Source organism: Arhodomonas aquaeolei DSM 8974 (assembly GCF_000374645.1).
Taxonomy (GTDB): domain Bacteria; phylum Pseudomonadota; class Gammaproteobacteria; order Nitrococcales; family Nitrococcaceae; genus Arhodomonas; species Arhodomonas aquaeolei.
On sequence record NZ_KB894812.1, the window covers coordinates 76,200 to 100,260 of the forward strand.

Below are 24,061 nucleotides of genomic sequence, written 5' to 3' on the forward strand. Positions count from 1 at the left end.
GCCGAATCCAGCCCGACGAGAGAGGCACAGCATCCCATGGCCACCGAACGCTACGACTACGTCATTATCGGCGCGGGTTCCGCGGGGGCGGTGCTCGCCAACCGCCTCACCGAGGACCCCGCCACCTCGGTGCTGCTCATCGAGGCGGGTCCCATGGACCACAGCCTGTTCATCCAGATGCCCTCGGCGTTCGCGCACCCCCTCGCCAACGACCGCTACAACTGGTACTACCACACCGAGCCGGACCCCTGGATGGACAACCGCGCCATGTACTGCCCCCGCGGGCGTGTGCTCGGTGGCTCCTCGTCCATCAACGGTATGGCCTACGTGCGCGGCAACGCCGGCGACTACGAGGGCTGGGCCGAGGACTTCGACCTCCCCGGCTGGCGCTACCGCCACGCCCTCGCCTACTTCAAGAAGGCCGAGGACTTCGATCAGGGCGCCAACGCCTACCACGGCAGCGGCGGTCCCCTGCACGTCACCACCGGCAGCATGGAGAACCCGCTGTACGGCGCGTTCGTCGACGCGGGCGTGGCCGCGGGCTATGCCCACAACCCGGACACCAACGGCTACGCCCAGGAGGGGCTGGGGCCGATGTTCATGACCACCCGGGACGGGCGGCGCTGGTCCACCGCCAACGCCTACCTCCGCCCGGTCATGAACCGCGACAACCTCACCATCCACATCAACTGCCTCACCGAGCGGCTGCACATCACCGACGGCCGCGCCGTGGGCGTCGAGGTCTACCACCGCGGCGAGCGCCGCACCATCGAGGCGGACCGCGAGGTGCTGCTGTGCGCCGGCGCCATCAACAGCCCGCAGCTGCTCATGCTCTCCGGCATCGGCCCGGCGGAGCAGCTGCGCGAGCACGGCATCGAGGTGCGCCAGCACCTGCCCGGGGTGGGCGGGAACCTCCAGGATCACCTGGAGGTGTACGTGCAGTATGCCTGCACCCGCCCGATCACCCTCTACAGCGCCCTCAAGCCCTGGAATCAGGCGCTGATCGGGCTGGAGTGGCTGACCCGCCACACCGGTCTCGGCGCCACAAACCACTTCGAGTCCGGCGGCTTCATCCGCAGCGAGGCCGGGGTGAAGTACCCCAACCTCCAGTACCACTTCCTGCCCATGGCCATCAGCTACGACGGCAGCGCCACCGCGGACAGCCACGGCTTCCAGGCCCACGTCGGCCCCATGCGCCCCGAGAGCCGCGGCAGCGTGCGCCTGGCGAGCGCCGACCCGCGCGAGGCACCGCGTATCCGGTTCAACTACATGGCCACGGAGCGCGACCGCCGCGAGATGCGCGACGGCATCCGCCTGACCCGAGAGATCATGGCCCAGTCACCGCTCCAGCCCTACCGCGGCCGCGAGCTCGGCCCCGGCGACGACGTGCACACCGACGCGGAGATCGACGCATGGGTGCGCCAGAACGGCGAGAGCGCGTATCACCCGAGCGGCACCTGCCGCATGGGCCATGACGACGACGCCGTGGTGGACGGCGACGGCCGCGTCCACGGCATCGACGGCCTGCGCGTGATCGACGCCTCGATCATGCCGCGCATCGTCAGCGGCAACCTCAACGCGCCGACCATCATGATCGCCGAGCGCCTGGCGGATGCGGTGCGCGGGCGCGAGCCGCTGGCGGACGACCAGCCCTGGCACGTGCCGGAGAACTGGCAAGAGAACCAGCGCTGAGGCCGCGCGGATGGCCGTCCCCGTGCCGGGGGCGGTATCCTCCGGGGAAAAGGACAGCACGGGCACGGTCCGGTTGACGGACCGCGCCGATCCCGGAGGACCGACAGGGCATGCTGGAGACCGCCGAGCTCGGGCGGCGGGTCGACCGCCGCACCTACCACGCGGAACTCGACCCGCTGCGCCGTGAGCTGCTGGAGCTGCAGTGGCGGCTGCGGCACGCCGACTTCCCGCTGGTGCTGATCTTTGAGGGCGTGGACAACGCCGCCAAGGGTGAGCTGGTCAACACCCTCAGCGACTGGCTCGACACCCGGGCAGTCGATTTCGTCGCCTTCGGCCCCAAGACCGACGAGGAACGCGGCCGCCCGCGCTTCTGGCGCTACTGGCGGGCGCTGCCCGGGCGCGGGCGCACGGCGGTGTTCCACAGCTCCTGGTACACTGGCACGCTGATCGAGCGCACCCTCAACGAGCTGCCCGACGCCGACTTCGATCATCACATGCGCCGCATCGGCCGCTTCGAGACCCTGCTCACCCGCGAGGGTGCACTGGTGCTGAAGTTCTGGCTGCACATGTCGGCAGCCCGCCAGAAGGCCTACTTCCGGGAGCTCGCCAGGCGCCGGGACGGCCGCTGGCTGACCTCGCCGCTGGACCGGCGGCTCAACCGCCACCACGACCATCTCTGCCAGGCCGCCGAGCGCGCCATCCGGCTGACCGACCACGCGCGCTCGCCGTGGGCCGTGATCGAGGCCGAGGACCGGCGCTACCGCAACCTCGCCGTCGGCCGCCACATCCGCGATGCCCTCGCCGCCCGGCTGGATACGCCGCCGCCGGCGGCACCGGCACCCGCCGCCCCGGAAACGGCCACCGCCGCCGCGGACGAGGACACGGTGCTCGACTACCTCGACCCCGGCCACCACCACCTGGACAAGGCCACCTACAAACAGCGCAAGCGCGAGCTCACCCAGCAGCTCGCCGCCCTCACCTGGCGGGCCCATCACGAGGGGGTCTCCGTGGTGCTGGTCTTCGAGGGCTGGGACGCCGCGGGCAAGGGCGGCACCATCCGGCGGCTGCTCCGCGGCATCGACGTCCGCCTCGCCCGGGTCATCGAGATCGCCGCCCCCACCGACGAGGAACTCGACCACCCCTACCTGTGGCGCTTCTGGCGCCACCTGCCGCGGGACGGGTTCGTCACCCTCTACGACCGCAGCTGGTACGGCCGGGTCCTGGTCGAGCGCGTGGAGAACCTGACCCCGCGGGAGCGCTGGCGCGAGGCCTACCCGGAGATCAACGAGTTCGAGGACCAGCTCGTCGAGCACGGCAGCCTGGTCATGAAGTTCTGGCTGCACATCGACGCCGACGAGCAGCTCCGGCGTTTCGAGGCCCGGGCCAACACGCCGCACAAGCACTACAAGCTGACCGACGAGGACTGGCGTAATCGCGAGCGCCGCCCGGCGTACGAGCGCGCCGTCCACGAGATGGTCGCGCATACCTCCACCGCCGCGGCCCCCTGGCAGCTCATCCCCGCCAACGACAAGCGCTACGCCCGCGTCGAGGTCATGCAGCGGCTGGTGGATGCGCTGCACGCCCGCCTCGGCGGAGAGGGGCACAAATGAGCCTGTGGCAGCAGTTCACCGACGGCCAGAGCACCCTCGCGGGGCTGCTCCTGGCGGCCCTGCTCGGCGCGCTGATCGGCCTGCAGCGGGGCTGGCAGGGCCGCGAACTCGCCCCGGGCAAGCGTATCGCCGGCTTTCGCACCTACACCCTGGTGGGTCTGCTCGGCGGCTTCGCCGTGGTACTCGCCGACCCGCTCGGCCCCTGGCCCGGGGTGGCGCTGCTCGCCGCGGTGATGGCCGCCGCGCTGGTGGCCTTCCGCCTGCAGGTCCGGCACACCGAGGACTACAGCATCACCGGCCTGGTCGGCCTGATGCTCACCTTCTGCTTCGGCGCCCTGGCGGTCGCCGGCGAACCGGTGGCCGCCGCGGCCTCGGCGGTGGTCACCGCCTTCCTGCTCGACAACAAGCAGTCCATCCACGACCTCCTCCGCCACCTGGAGGCCCGCGAACTCGACGCCGCGCTCAAGCTGCTGCTGATCTCGGTGGTGATGCTGCCGCTGCTGCCCAACCACGGCTACGGCCCCGGCGGCGCGATCAACCCCTATGCGGTATGGTGGATGGTGGTGCTGATCGCGAGCATCTCCTTCGTCGGCTACTTCGCGATGCGCATCGGCGGCCCGGAACGGGGGACACTGTTCACCAGCCTGTTCGCCGGGCTGTCCTCCTCCACCGCGCTGACCCTGCACTTCTCGCGGCTGTCCCGGGACAACGCCGCACTCTCTCCCATGCTCGCCGCCGGCATTCTCATCGCCTGCGGCACCATGTTCCCGCGTATCCTGGTCATCTGCCTGGCGCTCAACCCGGCCCTGCTGCCCGCGCTGACCCCGCCGGTGCTGGTGATGATGGCCGCGCTCTACATCCCCGCGCTGGTGATCTGGCGCCGATACCACGGCCGCCGGGTGGAGGCACCACCAGTGCGCCAGAATCCGCTGGATCTGAAGACCGCGCTGTCCTTCGGCGCGCTGCTGCTGGTGATCCTGCTGCTCGGCGAATGGCTCGAGGAGGCGCTGGGCAGCGCCGGCATCTACCTGCTCGCCGCGAGCTCCGGCATCACCGACGTGGATGCCATCACCCTGTCGCTCACACGCATGGCGGAGAAGGGGCTCGCCACCCCCGTGGCGGTGGTGGGCATCGTCATCGCGGCCAGCGTCAACAGCGCGGTCAAGGCGGGTATGGCGGCAAGCATCGGCACCCGCGCGGTCGGCTGGCGTGTCGGCGCCGCCATGGGCGCGGCACTGGTGCTCGGCCTCGCCACCGCCGGCGCGCTGGCCCTCGCCTGATCCGCGGGCCCGTCACGGCCACGCCACTGGACAGCCCCCTCGCATGCCGGCACCGTTAGCGGATCGCATGCCCGGCCGCAGCCCGGCGACAGGAGAGCGTCATCGACCCGGACACCGCGTACCCCCCGGCACTGGAGACCGACACCGCCTCGCGGCGTGCGGCAGCCACCGGCGACTGGCGCATCGACACCATCGCGCCGATCGCCCGTGACCTGGAACGCCCGCGCGCCGGCGACAGCGGCTGGACACTGGAGCTCTCGGGCCTCGGCACCCTGGACACCGCCGGCGCGGTCTGCCTGGAGCGCCTGCGGCGCTCACTGGGCGGCGATACCCGCGTTACCGGCGCCAGCGCGGATCACCGCGCGCTGCTGGAACTGGTCACCGGGGAGGACAGCGAACCGCCGCCTCCGCCCCGTGAGGGGCGGCTGGCCCGGCTCGGCCGCCACGCGGTGGAACGCGGCGGCCGGGTCACCGGCTTCCTCGCCTTCACCGGCGAGCTCACCGTGGATGTCCTGCCCCGCCTGATCCGGCCCCACCGCCTGCGCTGGCGTGCGATCGTCGCCGGCATCGAGCAGGCCGGGCTGTACGCGCTGCCCATCGTCGGCCTGCTGGCCTTCCTCATGGGCGTGGTCATGACCTACCAGGGCGGCTCGGTGCTGCGCTCCTACGGGGCGAATGTCTTTCTGGTCGACCTCATCGGCATCACCATGCTGCGCGAGATGGGCCCACTGCTTGCCGCGATCATCGTCGCCGGACGTACCGGCTCGGCATACGCCGCGGAGATCGGCACCATGCAGATCACCGAGGAGGTCGACGCCCTGCGCACCCTCGGCATCACCCCCTACGAGATGCTGGTGCTGCCCCGGGTCGCCGCCCTGGCCGTGGCCATGCCGCTGCTGTCCGTGTGGGCGGACGCCATGGGCGTACTCGGCGGGATGATCGTGGCCAATGGCCTGTACGATGTCAGCTTCGCGACCTTCCTCGACCGCCTGCCCTACGCGGTGCCGGTACGCATGTTCTGGGCGGGCATCGGCAAGACGCCGGTATTCGCATTGCTCATCGCCATGGTCGGCTGCTATCACGGGCTGCGGGTACGCGGCAGCGCCGAGGAGGTGGGCCGCGCGACGACCATGGCCGTGGTTCAGTCCATTTTTCTGGTGATCATCGCCGATGCCGTGTTCTCCGTCGTCTTCCAGCAGTTCGGGATCTGACGTGGCCGCGCCGGTCATCGAGGCCCGCGACCTGGTCACCGAGATCGGCGGCCGCCGCATCCACGACGGGCTCGACCTGCGTATCGAGCGCGGCGAGCTCATGGCCATCGCCGGCAGCAGCGGCTCGGGCAAGACCGTGCTGATCCGCGCACTGACGCTGCTGCTGCCCATCGCCGGCGGCGAGATCCGGCTGTTCGATGCACCGGTGACGGGACTGAACCGGGCCGGCGAACGGCGCCTGCGCCGGCGCATGGCACTGATGTTCCAGCGCGGGGCGCTATTCACCGGGATGACGGTGCTGGAAAACGTGATGATGCCGCTGGCGGAGCACACCCGCCTGCCCCTGGGGCTGCGACGGGAGATCGCGCGGGTCAAGATCCGCCTGGCCGGCCTGGAACCCGACGCGGCCCACCGCTACCCTGGCGAGCTCTCCGGCGGCATGACCAAACGCGCGGCCCTCGCCCGGGCCCTGGCGCTGGACCCGGAGCTGCTGTTCCTCGACGAGCCCACCGCCGGGCTGGATCCGGTGAGCGCCGCCGCCTTCGATTCACTGATCCGCGAGCTCCGCGACCTGCTCGGCCTCACCGTGGTGGTGGTCACCCACGATGTGGACTCGCTGTGGGAGATCGCCGACAGTATTGCCTTCATCGGCGAGGGGCGGGTACTCGCCCGCGGCGACGCCGCCACCCTCGCCGAGTCCGACGAGCCCGCGGTGCGGGCCTATTTCTCCGGTACGCGCATGCGCCGCGGCAGGGAACGATCATGGGAAACCGCGTGAACTACACCCTGGTCGGGCTGTTCGTGGTCGGGCTCACCCTGGCCACGGTGGTCCTCGGGCTGTGGCTGGCCGACTCGCTGCAGACCGGCGAGACCCGGCGGTACTCGGTCTACCTCACCGATACCGCCTCCGGGCTCGGACGCGACTCGCCGGTGACCTACCGGGGCGTGGATGTCGGTCAGGTGCACGCCCTCGACATCGATCCCGAGCACCCGGAGCGGGTGCACGCCATCATCGCCCTGCGCTCGGACCTGCCGGTGCGCGAGGGGATCGCCGCCACGCTGAAGATGCGCGGGCTCACCGGCATCGCCTACCTCGACCTCGCCGGCGGCGATCCGGGCAACCCGCCGCTGGAGGCGGAGGCCGGGGAACGCTATCCCGTCATCCCCTATCACAAGTCCCTGCTCATGCGCCTGGACACGGCCGTCACCCAGGGCCTGGACACCCTCGACACCCTCAGCCAGCGGGTCGGGGAACTGCTCTCCCGGGACAACCGCGAGGCCGTGGACCGCAGCCTGGAGAACCTGGCGACGGTCTCCGAGCACCTCGCCGCCAACAGCGAGCGGCTCGACAGGATCATCGCCGACAGCGAGCGCCTGCTGGAGCGCGTCAACACCGGCGCCGAACGTATCGGCCCGGCCTTCGAGGCCGTGGAGGGCGCCGCCCACGCCATCCAGCGCACCGCCGAGTCGCTGTCACGCACCAGCGAGGAGATCGCCGAGCTCGGCAACACCGGCGAGAACGGCATGCGCCGGCTCAGCGAGACCACGCTGCCACGGGTGGATGCGCTGACCGGCGAGCTGCGCGAGCTCTCCCGGCGCATGGGCCGGCTCGTGGACAATCTCTCTGAAGACCCCCAGCAGGTCCTCTACGGCCGCCAGCGGCCCGAACCCGGCCCCGGTGAGGAGTAAAGCACATCATGCCCGCCACCCTGCGCACCGTCGCCGCCGCCTGCCTCGCCGCCCTCATGGTCTCGGGCTGTAGCGTGGTGCAGCGCCCGCAGACGCCGCCGCCCCGGACCCTCCAGCTGGTCGAGCCCGCGATGCTGGTGCCCGCGGAATCAGGTCCCCACGGCGTGCTGCTGGTCGAGCCCGCGGAGGCCCGGGCCGGCTACCGCGACACCGGCGTGGTCTACCGGGAGAAACCGCAGACCCTCGACTACTTCGCCACCGCCCGCTGGGCGGAGCCGCCGGCGGCACTGCTTGCCGACGCCGCCACCGACGCCCTCGCCGGCGCCGGCCTGTTCCACGCCGTGGTGGCCGGCCCCGCCAGCGTGAGCGCGGACTACCGCCTGCAGCTCGAGCTGCTGTACCTGGAGCAGGACTACCGCGACGGCATGCCCGGCAGTGCCCGCCTGGGCGTGCGTGCACGCCTGCTCGAGGGGGGACGAATCCTCGCGAGCCGGCAGTTCTCCGTGACCCGGATCGCGGAGGCGGCGGGACCGGTCCCCGCCGCGGAGGCCGCGGGCCGTGCCACCCGGGAATGGCTCACCCGGCTGACCCGGTTCGTCGCCGCCGCCCTGCCCGCCGCACGGGACGACACCGGCGGCTGAGCCGCCGCCACCGCCATCACCAGGGAGACGCCACCGTGTTCACGCCGCCACCGAGCAAGCTCCCGGACGTCGGGACCACCATCTTCGCCGTGATGTCCGCACGCGCCGCCGAGGCGGGCGCCATCAACCTCGCCCAGGGCTTCCCCGATTTCCCGCCCCCGCCGGGCCTGACCCATGCCATGGACGAGGCCATGCGCGACGGCCGCAACCAGTACGCGCCGCTCCACGGCCTGCCCGCCCTGCGCGAGGCAGTCGCCGAGCGTCTGGCCACCGCCCAGGGCGTGCGCCCGGACCCGGACCGGGAAATCACCGTGACCTCCGGCGCCACCGAGGCCCTGTTCGACGCGATCCAGGCGGTGGTCCGCCCCGGCGACGAGGTGGTGGTGCTCACCCCCGCCTACGACGCCTACGGTCCCGCGGTCACGCTGGCCGGCGGCCGGGTGGTGCCGGTCTCCCTGCGCCGCGACGATTTCCGGCCGGACATCGACGCGCTACGGGAGGCGATCAGCCCGCGTACCCGGCTGGTCATTCTCAACAGCCCCCACAATCCCACCGGCGCGGTCTGGCCCCGAACCGACCTGGAGGCAATCGCCGCGCTGCTGGCGGACGGCGACACCATGGTCCTGAGCGACGAGGTCTACGAGCACATCGCCTTCACCGACGAGGGCCACGTCAGCGCCCTCGGCGTACCGGGTCTCGCCGAACGGGCATTCGTGGTCTCCTCGTTCGGCAAGACCTACCACTGCACCGGCTGGAAGGTCGGCTACTGCATCGCCCCGCCGGCGCTCACCACGGAGTTCCGCAAGGTCCACCAGTTCGTGACCTTCGCCACCCATACCCCGAGCCAGGCGGCCTTCGCGGCCTACATGCAGGCGGCGCCTCACCACGCCGACGAGCTCGCGGCGTTCTACCGCGACAAGCGCGACCGGCTGCTCGGCTGGCTGGCGGACAGCCGCCTCGCCACGACTCCGGGGTCAGGCACGTATTTCCAGCTGGTCGACTACTCCGCGGTGAGCAACGAGCCGGACACGGATTTCTGCGAGCGGCTGATCCGCGACGCGGGGGTCGCGGCGATCCCGCTGTCGCCGTTCTACGCCGATCCGCCGTCGGACCTGCGCCAGGTGCGGCTGTGCTTCGCCAAGCAGGATGCCACCCTGGACATGGCCGGGGAGCGGCTATGCAGGCTCTGAGGGTCTCGCTGGTCCAGCCCGCCCTCGCCGACCGCGAGCCGGCGGCGAACCGGGCCACGCTGGAGCGGCTGACCGCCCCGCTCGCCGGGACCACGGACCTGGTCGTGCTACCGGAGATGTTTGCCACCGGCTTCACCATGAACCCGGAACGCGACGCCGAGCCCGCCGACGGCGACTCGCTGGCGTGGATGCGCGCGCAGGCCCGGCACCTCGGCGCGGTGGTCACCGGTAGCCTCGCGATCCGCGAGGGGACGCACTACTTCAACCGCCTGTACTGGGTCGGCCCGGACGGCGGCGTCCGCCACTACGACAAACGCCACGGCTTCCGCATGGCCGGCGAGCACGAGCACTACAGCCCGGGCCGGGAGCGGCTGATCGTCGAGCTCGGCGGCTGGCGGGTCTGCCCGCTGGTCTGCTACGACCTGCGCTTTCCGGTGTTCAGCCGCAACCGCGGCGACTACGACCTCCTTATTTACGTGGCCAACTGGCCGGCGGTGCGACGCACCAGCTGGCAGCGCCTGCTGCCCGCGCGGGCCATCGAGAACCTCGCACCGGTGATCGGCGTCAACCGCGTCGGTGCAGACGGCAACGGCCGGCACTATGCCGGCGAGAGCGTGGCCCTCGACTGGCTGGGCGAGCCGCTGGCGGACGCGGGCCGCGACGAGGAGGCCGTGACCAGCGCGACCCTCGACCCGGAGCGGCTGCAGCGCTTCCGCCGGCGCTTCCCGGCGCTGGACGACGCCGACCGGTTCATCCTCGACGACACGCCGCCGGGCTGAACCGGCGCCGACGGTGGCCGACGGTGGCCGCCGCAGGCGCCACGACGTACAATCGCCGCGACCTCGTCACGCAGGCTCCGCACCCTATGCCGCACGTCGTTGCAATGGCCGACAACGTCCAGCGCCTCGGCTTCTTCGCGCGCATGACTGACGGCCTGGACACGCTGGGCCTGACGCTGACCGTGATCGTCCCGCGCCCCGCGCTGGTCCGCGAGGGCCGGCGCCGCGGCATCGACGTCCGGCTCATCGGCCCGCGCGACGACGCAGCCACGGCATCGGAAGAGGCGCTGGAGCGGCGCACCGACACCCTGACACCCCGCCAGGCCGGCCGGCTGCACGCGGGCACCCGGCAGCTGCTGGCGCAGCTGCACCACGAACGCGGCATCGCCCTGCTGCTCGTCTGGAACGGCCGTCAGGTCGCCGGCCTCGCCGCAACCGGTTTCGCCCGGGAAGCCGATGTGCCGGTACTCTTCCTCCAGGCACCATGGCTGGCCGGCCGACTGATGGCCGACCCCTGCGGGACGCACCTTGCGAGCAGCATCCACGCCGCACCGGAGCGTCTCGACGCCTACCCGGTCAGCGAGCGGGCATACCTGCGCTGGCACGGGCTCTACCGCACCCGCCGCCGGGAAAGCGCGTCGGTCCCCGCCGGCTCCCCTACCCCACCGGCAGGCAGCCCCGGCCGCTGGCTCGACCGCCTGTACACGCGGCTCGGCGCATCGGCGGTGCCCGCGCCCCCGGCCCGCCGCCGCCAGCTACGCCAGCAGCGGGCCGTGAGCGCCCAGCTCAGCGCCCTGCGTGACCCGATGCCCGGACGCTACGCGCTGTACATCGCCCAGCCCGACGACGATCCCCTGGTCGCGCTGGACAGCCCGGTCAACGCCGCCACGGCGCTCGCCAATGCGCTGGAGCGCGCCCGCGCCCGCCACCTGCCGCTGGTGGTGCGCCTCGGCCACGATTTCCACGACCCGCGGCTCCTCGCCGGTATCATCGCCCGACTGCGTCAGTACCGGGATGTGTACCTGACCGCATCGGCGATCTATCCGCTGGTGGAATACGCCGAACGGGTCATCACCATCAACGACGTCGCCACGGTGCTCGACGCCCGGGTGCTCGAGCGCCCCCTCGACGTGCTGGGGGGCAGTCTGCTGGCGGCCCTGGATGAGGACCGCCTGGCACGGCTGATCCTCGGCTACACCGTGCCCGTGGACTTCTTCTCGCACCGCCCGGTCCCGCCGGAGGCGATCCGCGAGATGATCACCCGACTGCCCCCCGGACAACGCCCCGCGCTCGCCGGCGGGAGCGCAGCCGCGGCGCCGGAGGATGCAGTGATGACGCTCAGCCCCGGAATGGAGTCGAGATCGTGACCCTGGACGACGACCAGCGTGCCGCCTTCCGCGAGGCCGCCACCGGACTCAACGGCGTTGACGAGGCCGTCTACGAGGCCTTCGGGCGCGACCCGCTGCAGCCCGTCATCGGGCTCGGCCCCGCGGACGCCCCCGTGGGCTTTTTCGGACGCGATCCCGGCCGCGAGGAGATCCGTCACGGCATGCCCTTCATCGGCGGTGGCGGCCAGATGCTGCGGCGCGCCCTCTACGCCCATCACCACGGCACGGAGATGCCCGGCTTCGACGCCTCCGTCGAGGTGGGCCGGGGCTACTTCTGGGCCAACACCGTCCCGTACAAGCCGGTGGGCAACAAGGCCTGGTCGATGGCCGCGAAGCGGCGTTTCCATCCGCTCATGCGCTCCGTGCTCGTCCACGGCTGGCGGGGGCGGGAGCTCATCACCCTGGGACGCGAGGCGTTCCTGTGGTTCGGCATCGACCGGCCCCGCGGGGAACGCCGGTCGCTGGAGGCGTTCTGGCAGCGCCCGGACCGCTTCGAGGCCAGCTTCACCGTCACGCTGACGGCCCCGGACGGCACCGACGCGCTGGTGCGCCTGCATCCGCTGCCCCACCCGTCCCCGCTCAACGCGACCTGGTACCGCCATTTCCCGGGACTGCTCCATGCCCGTCTGGCGACCCTGCCGGCGCCGCGGACACCCGACACCCGGCCGGTGTGACGACCCCGCGACCGGGCCAGGTTCCCCGTGCCTTTCGGCCGCCCGAGGTGGTGCCAGCGGTGACCGGGTTCGTTAATATGTGGCGTTGACAATGCCGCCACGGCGTCACCCGCATGCGGACACCTCCCCGCGGCGGCCGGACCACAGCGAGACGGGAAAACGATGACCGAACTCAGCGACCTCTCCGACGAGCAGCTCCGCGGCCTGCACGAGGACACCCTCACGCGCTACCGTGCCTTCCGCGACCAGGGCCTGAAGCTGAACATGGCCCGCGGCAAGCCCGCACCCGAGCAGCTCGACCTGAGCAACGATCTTCTCGGCCTGCCCGGTGCCGGGCACTACACCGCGGCCGACGGCACCGACTGCCGCAACTACGGCGGCGGCCAGGGCCTGCCCGAGGCGCGGGCGCTGCTCGGCGAGATCGTCGGCGCGCCGCCGGAGAACACCGTGGTCGCGGACAACGCCAGCCTGGCGATGATGCACGACCACATCGTCTACAGCCTGCTCAAGGGCAACCCGGACAGCGCCGCGCCCTGGTGCCGGGAACCCCGGGTGCGTTTCCTCTGCCCCGTGCCGGGCTACGACCGTCACTTCGCGATCTGCGCGGAGTACGGCATCGAGATGATCAACGTGCCCATGCTCGAGGACGGCCCGGACATGGACCGCGTCGAGGCCCTGGTCGCCGAGGACCCGAGCATCAAGGGCATCTGGTGCGTGCCCAAGTACGCCAACCCCACCGGGGCGGTGTACTCGGACGAGGTGGTCGAGCGCATGGCGCGCATGCCCACGGCGGCCGCGGACTTCCGCATCTTCTGGGACAACGCCTACGCCGTACACCACCTCACCGGGGAGCGCGTGGAGATCGCCAACCTCATCGAGGCCTGCGGGACGGCCGGCAACCCGGACCGGGCGCTGGTGTTCGCCTCGACCTCCAAGATCACCTTCGCCGGCGCCGGGCTGGGCGTGTTCGCCAGCTCCGCGCGCAACGTCGAGTGGTACCTCGCCCGCGCCGGCAAACGCGCCATCGGCCCGGACAAGATCAACCAGCTCCGCCACCTGGCGAAGCTGCCCGACCTCCATGCCCTGCACCGGCTGATGGACGGCCACCGCGAGCTCATCGCGCCCAAGTTCGACGCCGTCCACGAGGCCTTCACCCGGGTGTTCGGCGACTACCGGGTGGCGACCTGGACACGCCCGCGGGGCGGCTACTTCATTAGTCTCGACACCCCGCAGGGATGCGCCGCGCGCACCGTGGAGCTGGCCCGCGAGGCCGGCGTGGTGATGACGCCCGCAGGCGCGACCTACCCCCACGGCCACGACCCGGAGGACCGCAACGTACGCGTGGCGCCGACCTTCCCCTCGCTCACGGAGGTCAAGCAGGCCGCGGAGGGGATCGCCGTCGCCACACTTCTCGCCGCCGTCGAGCGGCAAATCGCCCGCCGAAAGGCATAACAACAAACCGATACCGATGACCAAGGAGCCGGTATGAAAAAGGCCGTATTCATCGCAACCATGCTGGTCGCGAGCACCGCCAGTGCCTCGTGGCTGAGCAACATGTTCGGGGGGGACGAGGGCAAGGACCTCCTCGCCTACGTCCCGGCGGACAGTGACTACTACCTGGGCTACAGCGAGCCCTACGACGTGGCGGGGTATCTCTCGCACTGGCAGGGCGTGCTCAACCGGGCCAACGCCCGCGAGGAGCTGCCGAGCCCGGCGGAGGCCACGGAGGCCGGCGGCCCCGGCGCCGGCATGATCATGGCGTTGCTGGAGCAGACCTACCTCGACGCCGACGCCGAGACCCCCGGTGCCTCCATCGGGCTGGACGACGGCGGCGTCTCCGGCTTCTACGAGGTCGCCGGGCTGCCGGTGCTGCGCTACCGGCTCGACGACGTCGACACCTTCAAGGCAGCCCTGGACGCCGCCCAGAAACGCGCCGGCGTGACCCCGGCGGCCTCCACCGGCGAGAACGTCCGCCGCTACCCGTTCGCGGGCAAGGGCGACGCCACGCCGCCGGCCCTGCTGATCGCCGTGCGCGACGGCGACGCGGTATTCACGCTCGCAGTGGCCGGCATGGAGGATGCCCTGCCGAAGGCGCTGGGCGAGACCCTGCCCGGGGAGAGCATGGCCGACTCCGGGCGTCTGGAGAAGCTCGCCGAGACCTACGGCACCCTGCCCTGGGCCACCGGCTACATCGATCACCGCGCGCTCGCCAGTGCGGTCACCGGCACCGGCGACGGCGGCACCGCGGCACTGGTCAAGTCCATCGCCAGGGCCTACGGCGAGGAGCCGCCGGAGCTGGAAGCCGGCTGCGTGGCGGACATGAATGCGGTGGTGGATGTGTGGCCGCGCAGCGTGCTCGGTGTCTCCGAGCTCGACCCGGACACCGGTGCCGCACGCGTGCGCTGGGTGACCGACATCGCCGACGGCGACCTGCGCTCGACCCTGAAACGGTTGCGCGGCCATATCCCGTCGGCGGCGCAGGGCAGCCTCGCCAGCGCGGGACTCGGCCTGGACATCTCGTCGGTGGTGCCGGTCATGCAGACCCTGGCCAATCGCTTCAAGTCCACGCAGTGGCAGTGCCCGCAGATGCAGCAGCTCCAGCAGCAGGTCAACACCCAGCAGCTCTCCCAGATGGGCATGCTGACCGCGATGCTGGGCGACGTCCGCGGTGCGACGCTCACCCTGCTCGACGGCCCGGCGGAGAAGGGCCGGATCCCCACGGGTACCCTGGATATCGCCACCTCCCGGCCGGGGGCGCTGTGGCAGGTGATACAGGGGTTCATCGGCACCAACGTGCAGCCCGAGGTGGGCGGCGAACCGGTGAGCATCGACCATCCGATGGTGAGCGGCAAGGACGTTCGGGTCGCGCTGCGTGACGGCCGCTTTACGGTCCTCGCCGGCCAGGACGCCGCAGTGCCGGACTCCGGCGCGGACCTTGCGGCAAACGGCATTCTCGACCTGCGCTACAACCCCTCGGCGCTGAGCGGGGCGCTGATGAGCGACCTGGAGGCCGTGCCGGGTGACCAGGCGGAGATCGACGAGGTCCGCGATCAGCTCAAGGCGATGGACATCGACCAGGAGATCATGCTCGACATCACCGATCAGGGCCTGCTCCTGGACGTCGCCGCCACGCCCGGATCCGGGGACTCCTGATCCCCGTGCCGGAACGGCCGGCTACCGCGGGGCGCGGCAGGGACGCCGCGCTGCTGCTCGCCTGGCTCGCGGTGGTGGCGCTCGCCGCCGCCAGCGGCATCCTGACACCACCGGGCGAGTGGTACGCGGGCCTCGCCAAGCCACCGCTCACGCCGCCGGACTGGCTGTTCCCGGTGGCGTGGACGGTACTCTACGTAATGATGGCGGTCTCCGCCTGGCTGGTGAGCCGCCGGGTCATGCTGCCCGACGGCCTGACCGTGCTGCTGCCCTTTATCGCCCAGCTCGGGGCCAACGGACTGTGGTCGGTGATCTTCTTCGGCTGGCACCGCCCGGTCACCGCACTGCTCGATCTCGCCGTCCTCTGGCTGCTGATCGCGCTGTGCATCGCCCGCTTCCACCGGGTCTCGCGGCCCGCCGCCTGGCTGCTCGCACCCTACCTCGCGTGGGTGAGCTTCGCCGTCTACCTGAACACCGGCGTGATCCGGCTCAACTGAGCCGCACCCGCGTCCGGCGCCAGTGGGCGCCCCGCTCCAGGGACTGTACCGGCATGGCCAGCGGCCGTTCCGGCGGCAGTGCCGGCAACCGCCGCGCCGCACCGCGGCCCTCCGCCGCGAGCGTCGTGTCCAGCAGCCCCAGTACCGCCGGCGGGCGGCGCTCCTCCGGCGCTGCCCAGGTCCCGCTGCGGACCATCCATTCGCCCCAGTCGAGGCGGCTGGAGCACACCACGATCGGGGCGGCCAGCACCAGCCCCGCCACGATGGGTGTCAGCCACCAGAAAAAGCCGAGTGCCAGCCACGCCGTCACGCCGCCCCACAGCAGACCGCCGATGGTGGCCAGGGCGGTGCGCCGCGCCGCCTCGCGCCAGGCCACGGCACGGCCGTCACGGACCTGGGGGTCCCAGCCGGTGCGGCTGCCGCTGAGCACGGCGAGCACGAAGCCGGCATGGAAGACCATCATCACCGGCGCGATGAGCACGGAGAACACCGTCTCCGTCAGCGCGTTCCACGCCAGGCGCCAGCCACCGCCGAAGGCCCGGCGCTCGTCGGCGCGGAGGAGCGCCCGCAGCACGCCCAGCACCTTGGGCAGGAGCAGCAGGGCTACGGTGATCATGAGCAGCGAGGCGATCTCCGTGGTCTTGGCCACCGGCCAGTCCGGAAAGAGCTGGTAGCCGCGCCGGAAGAACTCGCCCTGATTGAGTGCCCGGGTGAGGGCGTCCACCGTGCTCAGCGCGAGCATGAACAGCCACAGCAGCGACGAGATATAGGCCGTCGCCCCCATGAGGAAGTGGACCCGGCTGAGCGGATGCAGCCCGTACGCGGCGAGCAGCCGCAGGTGCTGGAGGTTGCCCTGGGCCCAGCGGCGGTCACGCTTGGCAAAGTCGAGCAGGTTGCTCGGCACCTCCTCGTAGCTGCCCTCGATCTCGGGCAGGAGGTAGACGTGCCAGCCGCCACGCCGCATCAGCGCGGCCTCCACGAAGTCGTGGCTGAGGATATCCCCGCCCAGGGGCGGCCGCCCGGGCAGTGCCGGGAGGCCGCAGCAGTCGCTGAAGGCGCGCACGCGGATGATCGCGTTGTGGCCCCAGTAGTTGGCCGCATCCATCTGCCAGAAGCTCAGCCCCGTCGCCAGCATGGGGCTGTACAGCCGGGCGGCGAACTGCAGGAAACGCCCGAACGGCGTGCGCTGACGCACCGGGATCGGCACCGTCTGGATGATGCCCGCCGAGGGGTGGCGCCACATGGTCCGCGCCAGCGCCAGCAGCGCATCGCCGCTCATCACGCTGTCGGCATCGAGCACCACCATGAAGTCGTATCGCCCGCCCCAGCGCCGGCAGAAATCGGCGATGTTGCCCGCCTTGCGTCCCGCGTTGTCGTCCCGGCGCCGGTAGAACAGCCGGCCATCGGCGTCGAGGCGCTCCGCCAGCTCGGCGCAGCCGGCGGCCTCGGCCTCCGCGATGGCCTCGTCGCGGGTGTCGCTGAGCAGGTGGAAGTCAAAGCGCTCCCCCGCCCCGGTCGCCACCAGAGAGTGCCAGGTGGCTTCCAGCCCGGCCAGGACCCGGCCCGGATCCTCGTTGTAGACCGGCATCACCACCGCAACGCGGCCGGTGGGCCCCGAATCCGGTACCGGGCTGGCCGCGAGCGTCAGTGGATGGCGCCTTGCCAGCGACAGCACGAAGCCCGCCACGGCGCTCCAGAAGGCGGCCACGATCCAGGTGAACGTGACCGTGAACAGCGCCAGGATGCCCCACTCCAGGATGGTGGTGTCGTTGGCCCGCAGGATGCTGAACATCAGGAACACCCCGCCCGCCGCGCTGGAGAGCACCAGCAGCGCGAATACGGCACGGCGCAGGCCGGCCCCGGGGCAGTGCACCCGATCCGTCACCGGCGATGTCGATGCTTCAGGGGAGTGCATCGGGATCCCAGACATAGTTCCACGTCTCGCTGACGCGTTCGCCGCGCAGTTGCAGGAACAGCCTCAGGTCGGAGGGCTTCTCACCGTCCGGCGCGAGCCGGAAGCTCGCACGCCAGTGGCCGTCGGGCAGACGGTGGACGGTGACGTCCTGGGTGACCCCCGTGGACTGGCTGAGCTCCGCGGTTACCGGCTGCGAGCCGGCCAGGCCGTCGAGCTCACCGCCGGCGAAATCGACGATGAACTGGCGCAGGCTCTTCGGCGGCTTGTCCTTGGTACCGGGAATGGCCGCGTAGCCGATGCGGGTACGAACAGCGCGGGCCAGGTCATGCCCGGGGGGTGCACCTTCGAGGCTGCGCAGCTCGTAGCTCAGGGTCAGTGACTCCCCCGCCTCGAAGGGATCCTTCGGGCTCCAGAAGGCGACGATGTTGTCGTTGACCTCCTCGTCGGAGGGCAGCTCGACAAGGTGCACGGCACCCTCGCCCCAGCCCTCGCCGCGGGGCTCGACCCACATACCCGGCCGGCGGTGATAGTCCGCCTCGGCGTCCAGGTAGTGCTCGAAGTCGCGGTCTCGCTGAAGCAGCCCGAAGCCACGGGGATTGGTGTCCATCAGCGCGCTCTCGCGCAGCGCCCGCGGGTTGGTCAGCGGCCGCCAGATCCACTCGCCCCCGGCGGTGTGCATGGCCAGGCCGTCACTGTCGTGGACCTCGGGGCGGTAGTCATCGTGGCGGCGCACGCTGTTCTCGCCGTAGAAGAACATGCTCGTCAGCGGCGCGATGCCCAGGCGCTGGACGTCGTCCCGGGCAAACAGCCGGGCGGTCACCTCGACACGTGTGGACTCCCCGGGATGTATGCGGAACCGGTACGCCCCGGCCAGCGACGGGCTGTCCAGCAGGGCAAAGACGGTGACCGTGGTGGCGCCCTCCTGCGGGCGCACCAGCCAGAACGCCTTGAAACGGGGGAACTCCTCGCCGCTGGGCAGAGCCGTGTCGATGGCCAGTCCCCGCGCGGACATGCCGTAGCCTTCACCCCGGCCGAGGAAGCGGAAATAGGAGGCGCCCTGGAAGGCGATCACCTCGTCCGCGTAGTCCGGCCGGTTGAGCGGGAAATGCAGGCGGAAACCCGCATAACCGAGTCCCTGCGGGGGCTCGCCCTCGAAGATCTCTCCGCCGTCGTAGCGGAACAGGCCCGGGTCGAAGGGCAGCGTACGGACCTGACCGTTCTCCACCAGATGGATGGTTACCGGCTCGTTGTAGAGAAAGCCGGGATGGAATAGCTGGACCTCGAAGAGGCGTTCCCCCTTCCAGATCGCACGGTCCGGGCGGAAACGGATCTTGCGGTAGGCGTCGTAGTCCATCGACGCCAGCGACTCCGGCAGCGCCGTATCCGGCGCCTGGTAATCCTCGCCCGCGAGCGCGCGCGCCCGCTCGGTCACCCGCTCGAACACGCGGACATCGTCCCCGTCCTGAGCGGAGGCAACCGTGATGTGACCCGCAGCGGCGAGCACAACGGCGACAAGGGGGATCAGTGGCAGGCGGTTCCGTCGGCGCATGGGCACTCCTTCCAGCGTCTCTGCCGGAACGGCTGCCCGTGCGTTCACCCCGTCTCGCTCTCCAGGCGGGCAAGGCGCGCCAGCGCCTGTCCGCGATTGTCGCCGCACAGCTCGGGCGTCGCCGAGAACCGTTCGCACACGTCGGGCCGCTCGGGGCTGGCGAACAGCCCGCAGCGGTTATCCGCGCTCAGGTGCACGCAGCGTACGCCCGCCGGTTTGCCCTCAGGCATTCCGGGCAACGGCGAGGAGATGGACGGCGCGATGCAGCAGGCGCCGCAGCCGATCCGGCATTTCATGATTATCCGTCACCCTCTGCCCCGAAGAATGCGGCCACCGCCTGCCGGTGCTCAACCGAATTGAGCTGTTCGGCGAAAACTGCCGCCTCGCGATCGACCGCCTCGTGCAGCCGGGCCCGCCACTGCGGGCCTCGCAACAGGCTGCGCGTGGCCGCGACAGCGCCGGCGGGCGCTGTCGCGATGCGACGACACCACGCCCCGGCGACCGCCTCCAGTGCCGGCGGCTCGCACACCTGGGAGACCAGACCGAGGCGCTCCCCCTCCCGCGCGTCGAAGCGTTCGCCGAGGATAAGCAGCCGCGCAGCCCGCTGTGGCCCGACCAGCTCGGGCAGCAGCAGGGTGCTCCCGAACTCCGGCACCAGACCGAGTTGGACGAAAGGCATGGCAAAGGTGGCATCGGTGGCGGCGATCACCGCTTCACAATGCAACAGCAGCGTCGTCCCCAGGCCAACGGCATTGCCGCGGACCTCGGCAACCAGCGGCCTCGGGCAGTCCACCACCGCATGCAGGAAGCGGAACACGGGCTGCGTCTCCACCGCCTCACCGGCCTGCGCCAGCACCTGCAGGTCGTTGAGATCGTTGCCGGCGGTGAAGTCGGCGCCGTCGCCGCGCAGTCGGATCACGGACACCGCCGGGTCCTCGCCCGCCGCGGTGACCGCGTCGGTGAGCGCGGCGTACATCGGCTGCGTGAGCGCGTTGCGCTTGTCGGCGCGCATCAGCGTGATGATGCACACGCCGTCGTGCATCATCGTGTGGATACCGGTATCCGCCATCAGCTCTCCCTCCTCTCCTCGGCCGCCACCGCCTCGGCACGGCCACGCCACTCGCTGGCGTCGAACTCCAGCCCCTCACGCTCCCACGGCGGCACCGGCGTGAACACCTCCACGAGGAAGTCCACGAAGGTCCGTACCTTGCGTGAGAGATGGCGGCGGTGGGGATAGAGCACGTAGAACGCCGAGCTCTCGTGGGGGTACTCGGGCAGCACGGGCACCAGGCGCCCGGCGCGGATATCCGGCACCACCAGCCACGAGGACATGCGCGCCAGCCCGGCGCCGGACAGCGCCGCCTGGTAGAGGGCGTCGACGTTGTTGGCGCGGAAGTTGCCGGAGACGTGGAGCACCCGGCGCCCGCGTTCGGCGTCCTCGAATTCCCAGTCGTTGAACAGCTCCATCTCCGAGAGCGTCAGGCAGTTGTGCTCGAGGAGCTCCTCCGGGGTCCGGGGCACGCCGTGGCGTTCCAGGTAGGACGGGGCGGCACAGATGATGCGGCGGTTGACGCAGAGCTTGCGCGCGATGAGCGAGGGATCCTCCATCTGTTCGCGCCACTGGATCGCCACGTCGATGCCCTCCTCCACCAGGTCCACGTGGTGGTCGGTGAGCTCGAACTCCATGTTGATGTCCGGATAGCGCTCCAGGTACTGGTTGATCCGCGGCAGGATCTCCATGCGCCCGAAGGAGACCGTGGCCGCCACCCGCAACCGCCCCCGGGGGTTCTCGTTGAGGGCGGTTATGGCGTCCTCCGCCTCCTCGATCTCCTGGATGATCCGGGCACAACGCTCATAGTACGCCTGGCCGGCCTCGGTGAGGCTGATGCGCCGGGTGGTGCGGTTGAACAGCCGTGCCCCCAGGCGGTCCTCGAGGCGGCGTATCTGCTTGCTGACCGCCGAAGGCGTCAGATCCAGATCCCGGGCCGCCGCCGAGAAGCTGCCCTCCTCCACGGCCCGCGCGAAGATCATCATTTCGGCCGCCTTGTCCATGGGTGTTCCCCCGATTAGTGATTCCGGGTCACAAAGTTTTTGCCATTCGGCCGGATTGCGGCCGACAGCGGATGCGCTATTGTGCCATGCAACAAACGTTGGATGGCGCCTCACCGGATCGGCGGTTACATGAGACCGCGGGGTCCGGCCGGGAGCTTCCCGGCGACTATAGCAGCGGCACGGTACAGACACAGGGGTTTCGTCAAAAACACGGCCGATTCGTGCAACGACGGAACAGGTGATTGGCCTCGGCGACGGTCCAACGGATGCCCGGAACCAGAGAGAATACAGACAGAATTCACTTGTAAGCGCGTGGCCTGCCACGCAGGAGACCAGCAATGAACAGCAATGAGCCCATTGTTCACGAGGGACGTGTCGGGCTGCTCGAGATCGAGCCGGTGCTGCGCCGCAGCCGCCGGATGCGTAACGAGGCGATCGCCCGTTCGCTTCGGCGCTTCGCCCACGCGATCGGCAGCCACACGCGTCACCACGCCCACGAGATCGCCGGCCTCTTCCACACGCCGGCGGCCCGCTAGGGGCTTCCACCGGACGGAGCCACAGCCCAGGGCTCCGTCCCGCCCGGAACCCCGTTTCCGGGACACTGTCTCTCCTCCTCCTTGGCCGACCCCCGGGTCGGCTTTTTTTGCGCCGCCCCCGTTGCCCCGGTTTCACTCCCCCGGCCACACGGCAGGCCACGGCACCGGTCACACGCCGGACCGGCAGACGTTTCGCCGGCGCGGCATCCCGTGGAGCGAGCGGGCCTTGTGAGCGGGCCGTCAGGAGCAGGCCGCCACACGCACCGCCTCGTCGGCCGGCCGATCGCCCGCCAGGACCAACTCCAGCGCCTCCAGCCCGAAGCTCAGCACCACGGCGGCATGGCCGTCCGGCGCCAGGCCACCGGCCTCGATCTGCGCGGACGTCGCGCGCCCGCAGTACCCGACCGGTATCCAGCCCTCGGGGTCCCGGGCCTCTATGGCCATGCCCCCGTCCAGCGGCCCCGCCGCGGGCAGAAGGCGGTAACGACCGACCAGCCCGGTCGCAGACACGCATGCCCGCACGAGCCCGGCCAGGTCGTGGCTACCGCTGTCGGCGCTGAGACGGACCATCAGGAGCTGATGCCGACGGCGGCCCGCATCGGCACCCCGCGTCGGCACCACCGGCCCGGGGGTGACGAGCAGCCGGTCCGCCGGCGGATCCAGCGCCTGGGTGCGCAACAGCTCATCGAGCCCCCCGAGGAGGTCGGCCCGGGGCAGGCCTCGCCGATGCTCGCCAAAGCCGCCGATATGCCAGGGCGAGAGCCTCAGGAGCTGCCGCGGACAGCCGTGCGCCGCGGCGACCCCCTCGTGCAACCGTGCGATCAGTCCCTGGAGCGTGTCCTCACCCTGGGCGGGATCGGTGCGATCCCGCCCGGTGAGGAGCAGCTCCTCGCGCATTCGTTGTTCCTCGCCGCCCTGCATGACCCTGTATCTCCATCGTTCGGGCCCCCAAACGAAAACGCCCCCGGATCCTGGGATCCGGGGGCGTTTTCGGCGTGGAGGCTGTCTGGGCTGAATCGTCAGATAATGCACCGCCGTCCCGGATCATTGAACCCGGGCATAAACCAGTAAAAACCGAGACGGGCGATGGCTGCGATCAACGTGCTTACCTCTTGAACCTTGTCCCGACGGTACCACCGGCGGGGACCTACGGCAACACCGCCGAGACGAGCCAGAGCACGACCATGCCCGAGCCGAGCACCCACAGCGTGTTGCGGGTACGCCACGCAACCAGCGCCGCCACCAGTCCCGCGGCCACCCGGGCGGGCTCGAAGGGCGATTCGCCGCCGAGCAGGATACCGGGCACGACGAGCGCGGAGAGCACCGCCGCAGGCACATAACGCAGCGGCCGGCGCAGCCATCCCGGCATACCCCGATGCCCCACCGCCTGGATGAACGACAGCCTGAGGGCGAAAGTGCCGGCGCCACAGGCGAGGATGACCAGCCAGATGGTGGTATCGCTCATGCCGCCCCCTGGGCGCGCTCGGCGACAACACCGGCGATGATGCCGGCCAGCGCCCCGGTAACCATGCCGAGATTGAAGGGCATGCCATGGGCAAGCAGCGCGATCCCGCCGCCGGCCACGGCGGCGACGGCCATGGGCCGGTCATGGACGGTCGGCACCATCAGCGCCAGGAAGATCAGCGGCACGGCGAAGCCGAGCTGCCAGGCCGGCGGCACCGCTGCGCCGATAAGGATGCCCGCCGCCGTGGCAGTGAGCCAGACCACCCACAGCGGCAGCGCCGCGCCCAGGTAGAACCAGTGCCGGTTCTCCATCTCGGGATGACGGATGAAGCGCGTGATACACACCGCGTAGGCCTGGTCCGTGAGCAGATAGGCGAGGGGCGCCTTCCAGCGCGTGGGCAGGTACGCGAAATGCGGTGCCAGCGAAGCGCTGTACATGGCAAAGCGCAGGTTGATGATCAGCGCAGTGAGCACCACCACGCCGGCCCAGGCGCCGTCGCCGATAAGCTGTGCGGCGGCGAGCTGGGAGGCACCGGCGAAGATCACCAGCGACATGCCCATGCTGGCGGCCACGTCGAGCCCGGCCTCGCGCGCCGCAATACCCGCCATCACGCCGAACGGCAGCGCGCTCGCGCTGATCGGCGCCATGGCCACCAGGCCCGCATTGAAGGCATTGCTCCGCGTCATCGACACCCCTTATCCCCCGAATTCCGTCACCTCCGCCCGCCGGGGGCTGAGAGCGTG

Annotated in this window: 23 protein-coding genes; 15 read left to right on the top strand and 8 right to left on the bottom strand. The window is 70.9% G+C overall.

The window, feature by feature from the left end; genetic code table 11:
• The first annotated feature begins 36 nt into the window (after positions 1-36).
• From betA to C516_RS0113040, 14 genes are all read left to right on the top strand, one after another.
• The gene (gene betA, locus C516_RS0112975; RefSeq protein WP_018718834.1) at positions 37-1,692 is read left to right on the top strand and encodes a choline dehydrogenase; all 1,656 of its coding nucleotides are present in this window, start codon (positions 37-39) and stop codon (positions 1,690-1,692) included.
• 110 nt (positions 1,693-1,802) lie between these two features.
• Complete coding sequence (gene pap, locus C516_RS0112980; RefSeq protein WP_018718835.1) at positions 1,803-3,302, top strand: polyphosphate:AMP phosphotransferase; 1,500 nt, start codon at positions 1,803-1,805, stop codon at positions 3,300-3,302.
• A complete protein-coding gene (locus tag C516_RS19530) occupies positions 3,299-4,582 on the top strand; it encodes an MgtC/SapB family protein (protein ID WP_018718836.1) in 1,284 nt (427 codons plus the stop codon). Before pap ends, C516_RS19530 begins: the two co-directional genes overlap by 4 nt.
• 449 nt (positions 4,583-5,031) lie before the next feature.
• Entirely contained in the window at positions 5,032-5,793 is a 762-nt protein-coding gene (locus C516_RS0112990) for an MlaE family ABC transporter permease (RefSeq protein ID WP_018718838.1), read from the top strand.
• A 1-nt stretch (position 5,794) separates the two neighbouring features.
• Entirely contained in the window at positions 5,795-6,571 is a 777-nt protein-coding gene (locus C516_RS0112995) for an ABC transporter ATP-binding protein (RefSeq protein WP_018718839.1), read from the top strand.
• On the top strand, positions 6,556-7,482 hold the full coding sequence (locus C516_RS0113000; protein WP_018718840.1) for an MlaD family protein: 927 nt from the start codon (positions 6,556-6,558) through the stop codon (positions 7,480-7,482). The genes C516_RS0112995 and C516_RS0113000 overlap by 16 nt, the downstream gene beginning before the upstream one ends.
• Before the next feature lie 8 nt (positions 7,483-7,490).
• Entirely contained in the window at positions 7,491-8,123 is a 633-nt protein-coding gene (locus C516_RS20590; protein ID WP_018718841.1) for an ABC-type transport auxiliary lipoprotein family protein, read from the top strand.
• Between the two features lie 35 nt (positions 8,124-8,158).
• Positions 8,159-9,313: a methionine aminotransferase gene (locus C516_RS0113010; protein WP_018718842.1), complete on the top strand. Its 1,155-nt coding sequence runs from the start codon at positions 8,159-8,161 to the stop codon at positions 9,311-9,313.
• Entirely contained in the window at positions 9,301-10,092 is a 792-nt protein-coding gene (locus C516_RS0113015; RefSeq protein ID WP_018718843.1) for an amidohydrolase, read from the top strand. The genes C516_RS0113010 and C516_RS0113015 overlap by 13 nt, the downstream gene beginning before the upstream one ends.
• Before the next feature lie 104 nt (positions 10,093-10,196).
• Positions 10,197-11,459 carry a hypothetical protein gene (locus C516_RS0113020; RefSeq protein ID WP_018718844.1) on the top strand — a complete coding sequence of 421 codons (1,263 nt, stop codon included), beginning with the start codon at positions 10,197-10,199 and terminating at the stop codon, positions 11,457-11,459.
• A complete protein-coding gene (locus tag C516_RS0113025) occupies positions 11,456-12,154 on the top strand; it encodes a uracil-DNA glycosylase family protein (protein WP_018718845.1) in 699 nt (232 codons plus the stop codon). Before C516_RS0113020 ends, C516_RS0113025 begins: the two co-directional genes overlap by 4 nt.
• A 162-nt stretch (positions 12,155-12,316) precedes the next feature.
• The gene (locus C516_RS0113030; RefSeq protein ID WP_018718846.1) at positions 12,317-13,606 is read left to right on the top strand and encodes an aspartate aminotransferase type Ic; all 1,290 of its coding nucleotides are present in this window, start codon (positions 12,317-12,319) and stop codon (positions 13,604-13,606) included.
• 33 nt (positions 13,607-13,639) lie between these two features.
• On the top strand, positions 13,640-15,307 hold the full coding sequence (locus C516_RS0113035; protein ID WP_018718847.1) for a hypothetical protein: 1,668 nt from the start codon (positions 13,640-13,642) through the stop codon (positions 15,305-15,307).
• A 5-nt stretch (positions 15,308-15,312) separates the two neighbouring features.
• Positions 15,313-15,801 (top strand): TspO/MBR family protein, encoded by a 489-nt coding sequence (locus C516_RS0113040; RefSeq protein WP_018718848.1) that lies wholly within the window; start codon positions 15,313-15,315, stop codon positions 15,799-15,801.
• Here C516_RS0113040 and mdoH read toward each other — a convergent pair.
• From mdoH to C516_RS0113065, 5 genes are read right to left on the bottom strand one after another with little or no spacing between them, the layout of a single operon-like run.
• Positions 15,794-17,731: a glucans biosynthesis glucosyltransferase MdoH gene (mdoH, locus tag C516_RS0113045; protein ID WP_051088238.1), complete on the bottom strand. Its 1,938-nt coding sequence runs from the start codon at positions 17,729-17,731 to the stop codon at positions 15,794-15,796. The genes C516_RS0113040 and mdoH overlap by 8 nt on opposite strands.
• On the bottom strand, positions 17,703-19,265 hold the full coding sequence (locus tag C516_RS0113050) for an OpgD/OpgG family glucan biosynthesis protein (RefSeq protein ID WP_018718850.1): 1,563 nt from the start codon (positions 19,263-19,265) through the stop codon (positions 17,703-17,705). The genes mdoH and C516_RS0113050 overlap by 29 nt, the downstream gene beginning before the upstream one ends.
• 44 nt (positions 19,266-19,309) lie before the next feature.
• A complete protein-coding gene (locus tag C516_RS0113055) occupies positions 19,310-19,561 on the bottom strand; it encodes a YkgJ family cysteine cluster protein (protein WP_018718851.1) in 252 nt (83 codons plus the stop codon).
• A 2-nt stretch (positions 19,562-19,563) separates the two neighbouring features.
• Entirely contained in the window at positions 19,564-20,334 is a 771-nt protein-coding gene (locus C516_RS0113060) for an enoyl-CoA hydratase-related protein (RefSeq protein ID WP_018718852.1), read from the bottom strand.
• Positions 20,334-21,317 (bottom strand): LysR family transcriptional regulator, encoded by a 984-nt coding sequence (locus C516_RS0113065; RefSeq protein ID WP_018718853.1) that lies wholly within the window; start codon positions 21,315-21,317, stop codon positions 20,334-20,336. Before C516_RS0113065 ends, C516_RS0113060 begins: the two co-directional genes overlap by 1 nt.
• 338 nt (positions 21,318-21,655) lie before the next feature.
• Between C516_RS0113065 and C516_RS0113070 the strand changes: the two genes are divergently transcribed.
• Positions 21,656-21,853, top strand: coding sequence for a hypothetical protein (locus C516_RS0113070; RefSeq protein ID WP_018718854.1), 198 nt, complete (start codon positions 21,656-21,658; stop codon positions 21,851-21,853).
• Between the two features lie 240 nt (positions 21,854-22,093).
• Here C516_RS0113070 and C516_RS0113075 read toward each other — a convergent pair whose 3' ends face one another.
• From C516_RS0113075 to C516_RS0113085, 3 genes are all read right to left on the bottom strand, one after another.
• Positions 22,094-22,750 (bottom strand): hypothetical protein, encoded by a 657-nt coding sequence (locus C516_RS0113075; protein ID WP_018718855.1) that lies wholly within the window; start codon positions 22,748-22,750, stop codon positions 22,094-22,096.
• A 250-nt stretch (positions 22,751-23,000) separates the two neighbouring features.
• Complete coding sequence (locus tag C516_RS0113080) at positions 23,001-23,318, bottom strand: AzlD domain-containing protein (protein WP_018718856.1); 318 nt, start codon at positions 23,316-23,318, stop codon at positions 23,001-23,003.
• Positions 23,315-24,004 (bottom strand): AzlC family ABC transporter permease, encoded by a 690-nt coding sequence (locus tag C516_RS0113085; protein WP_018718857.1) that lies wholly within the window; start codon positions 24,002-24,004, stop codon positions 23,315-23,317. The genes C516_RS0113080 and C516_RS0113085 overlap by 4 nt, the downstream gene beginning before the upstream one ends.
• Positions 24,005-24,061: the final 57 nt, after the last annotated feature.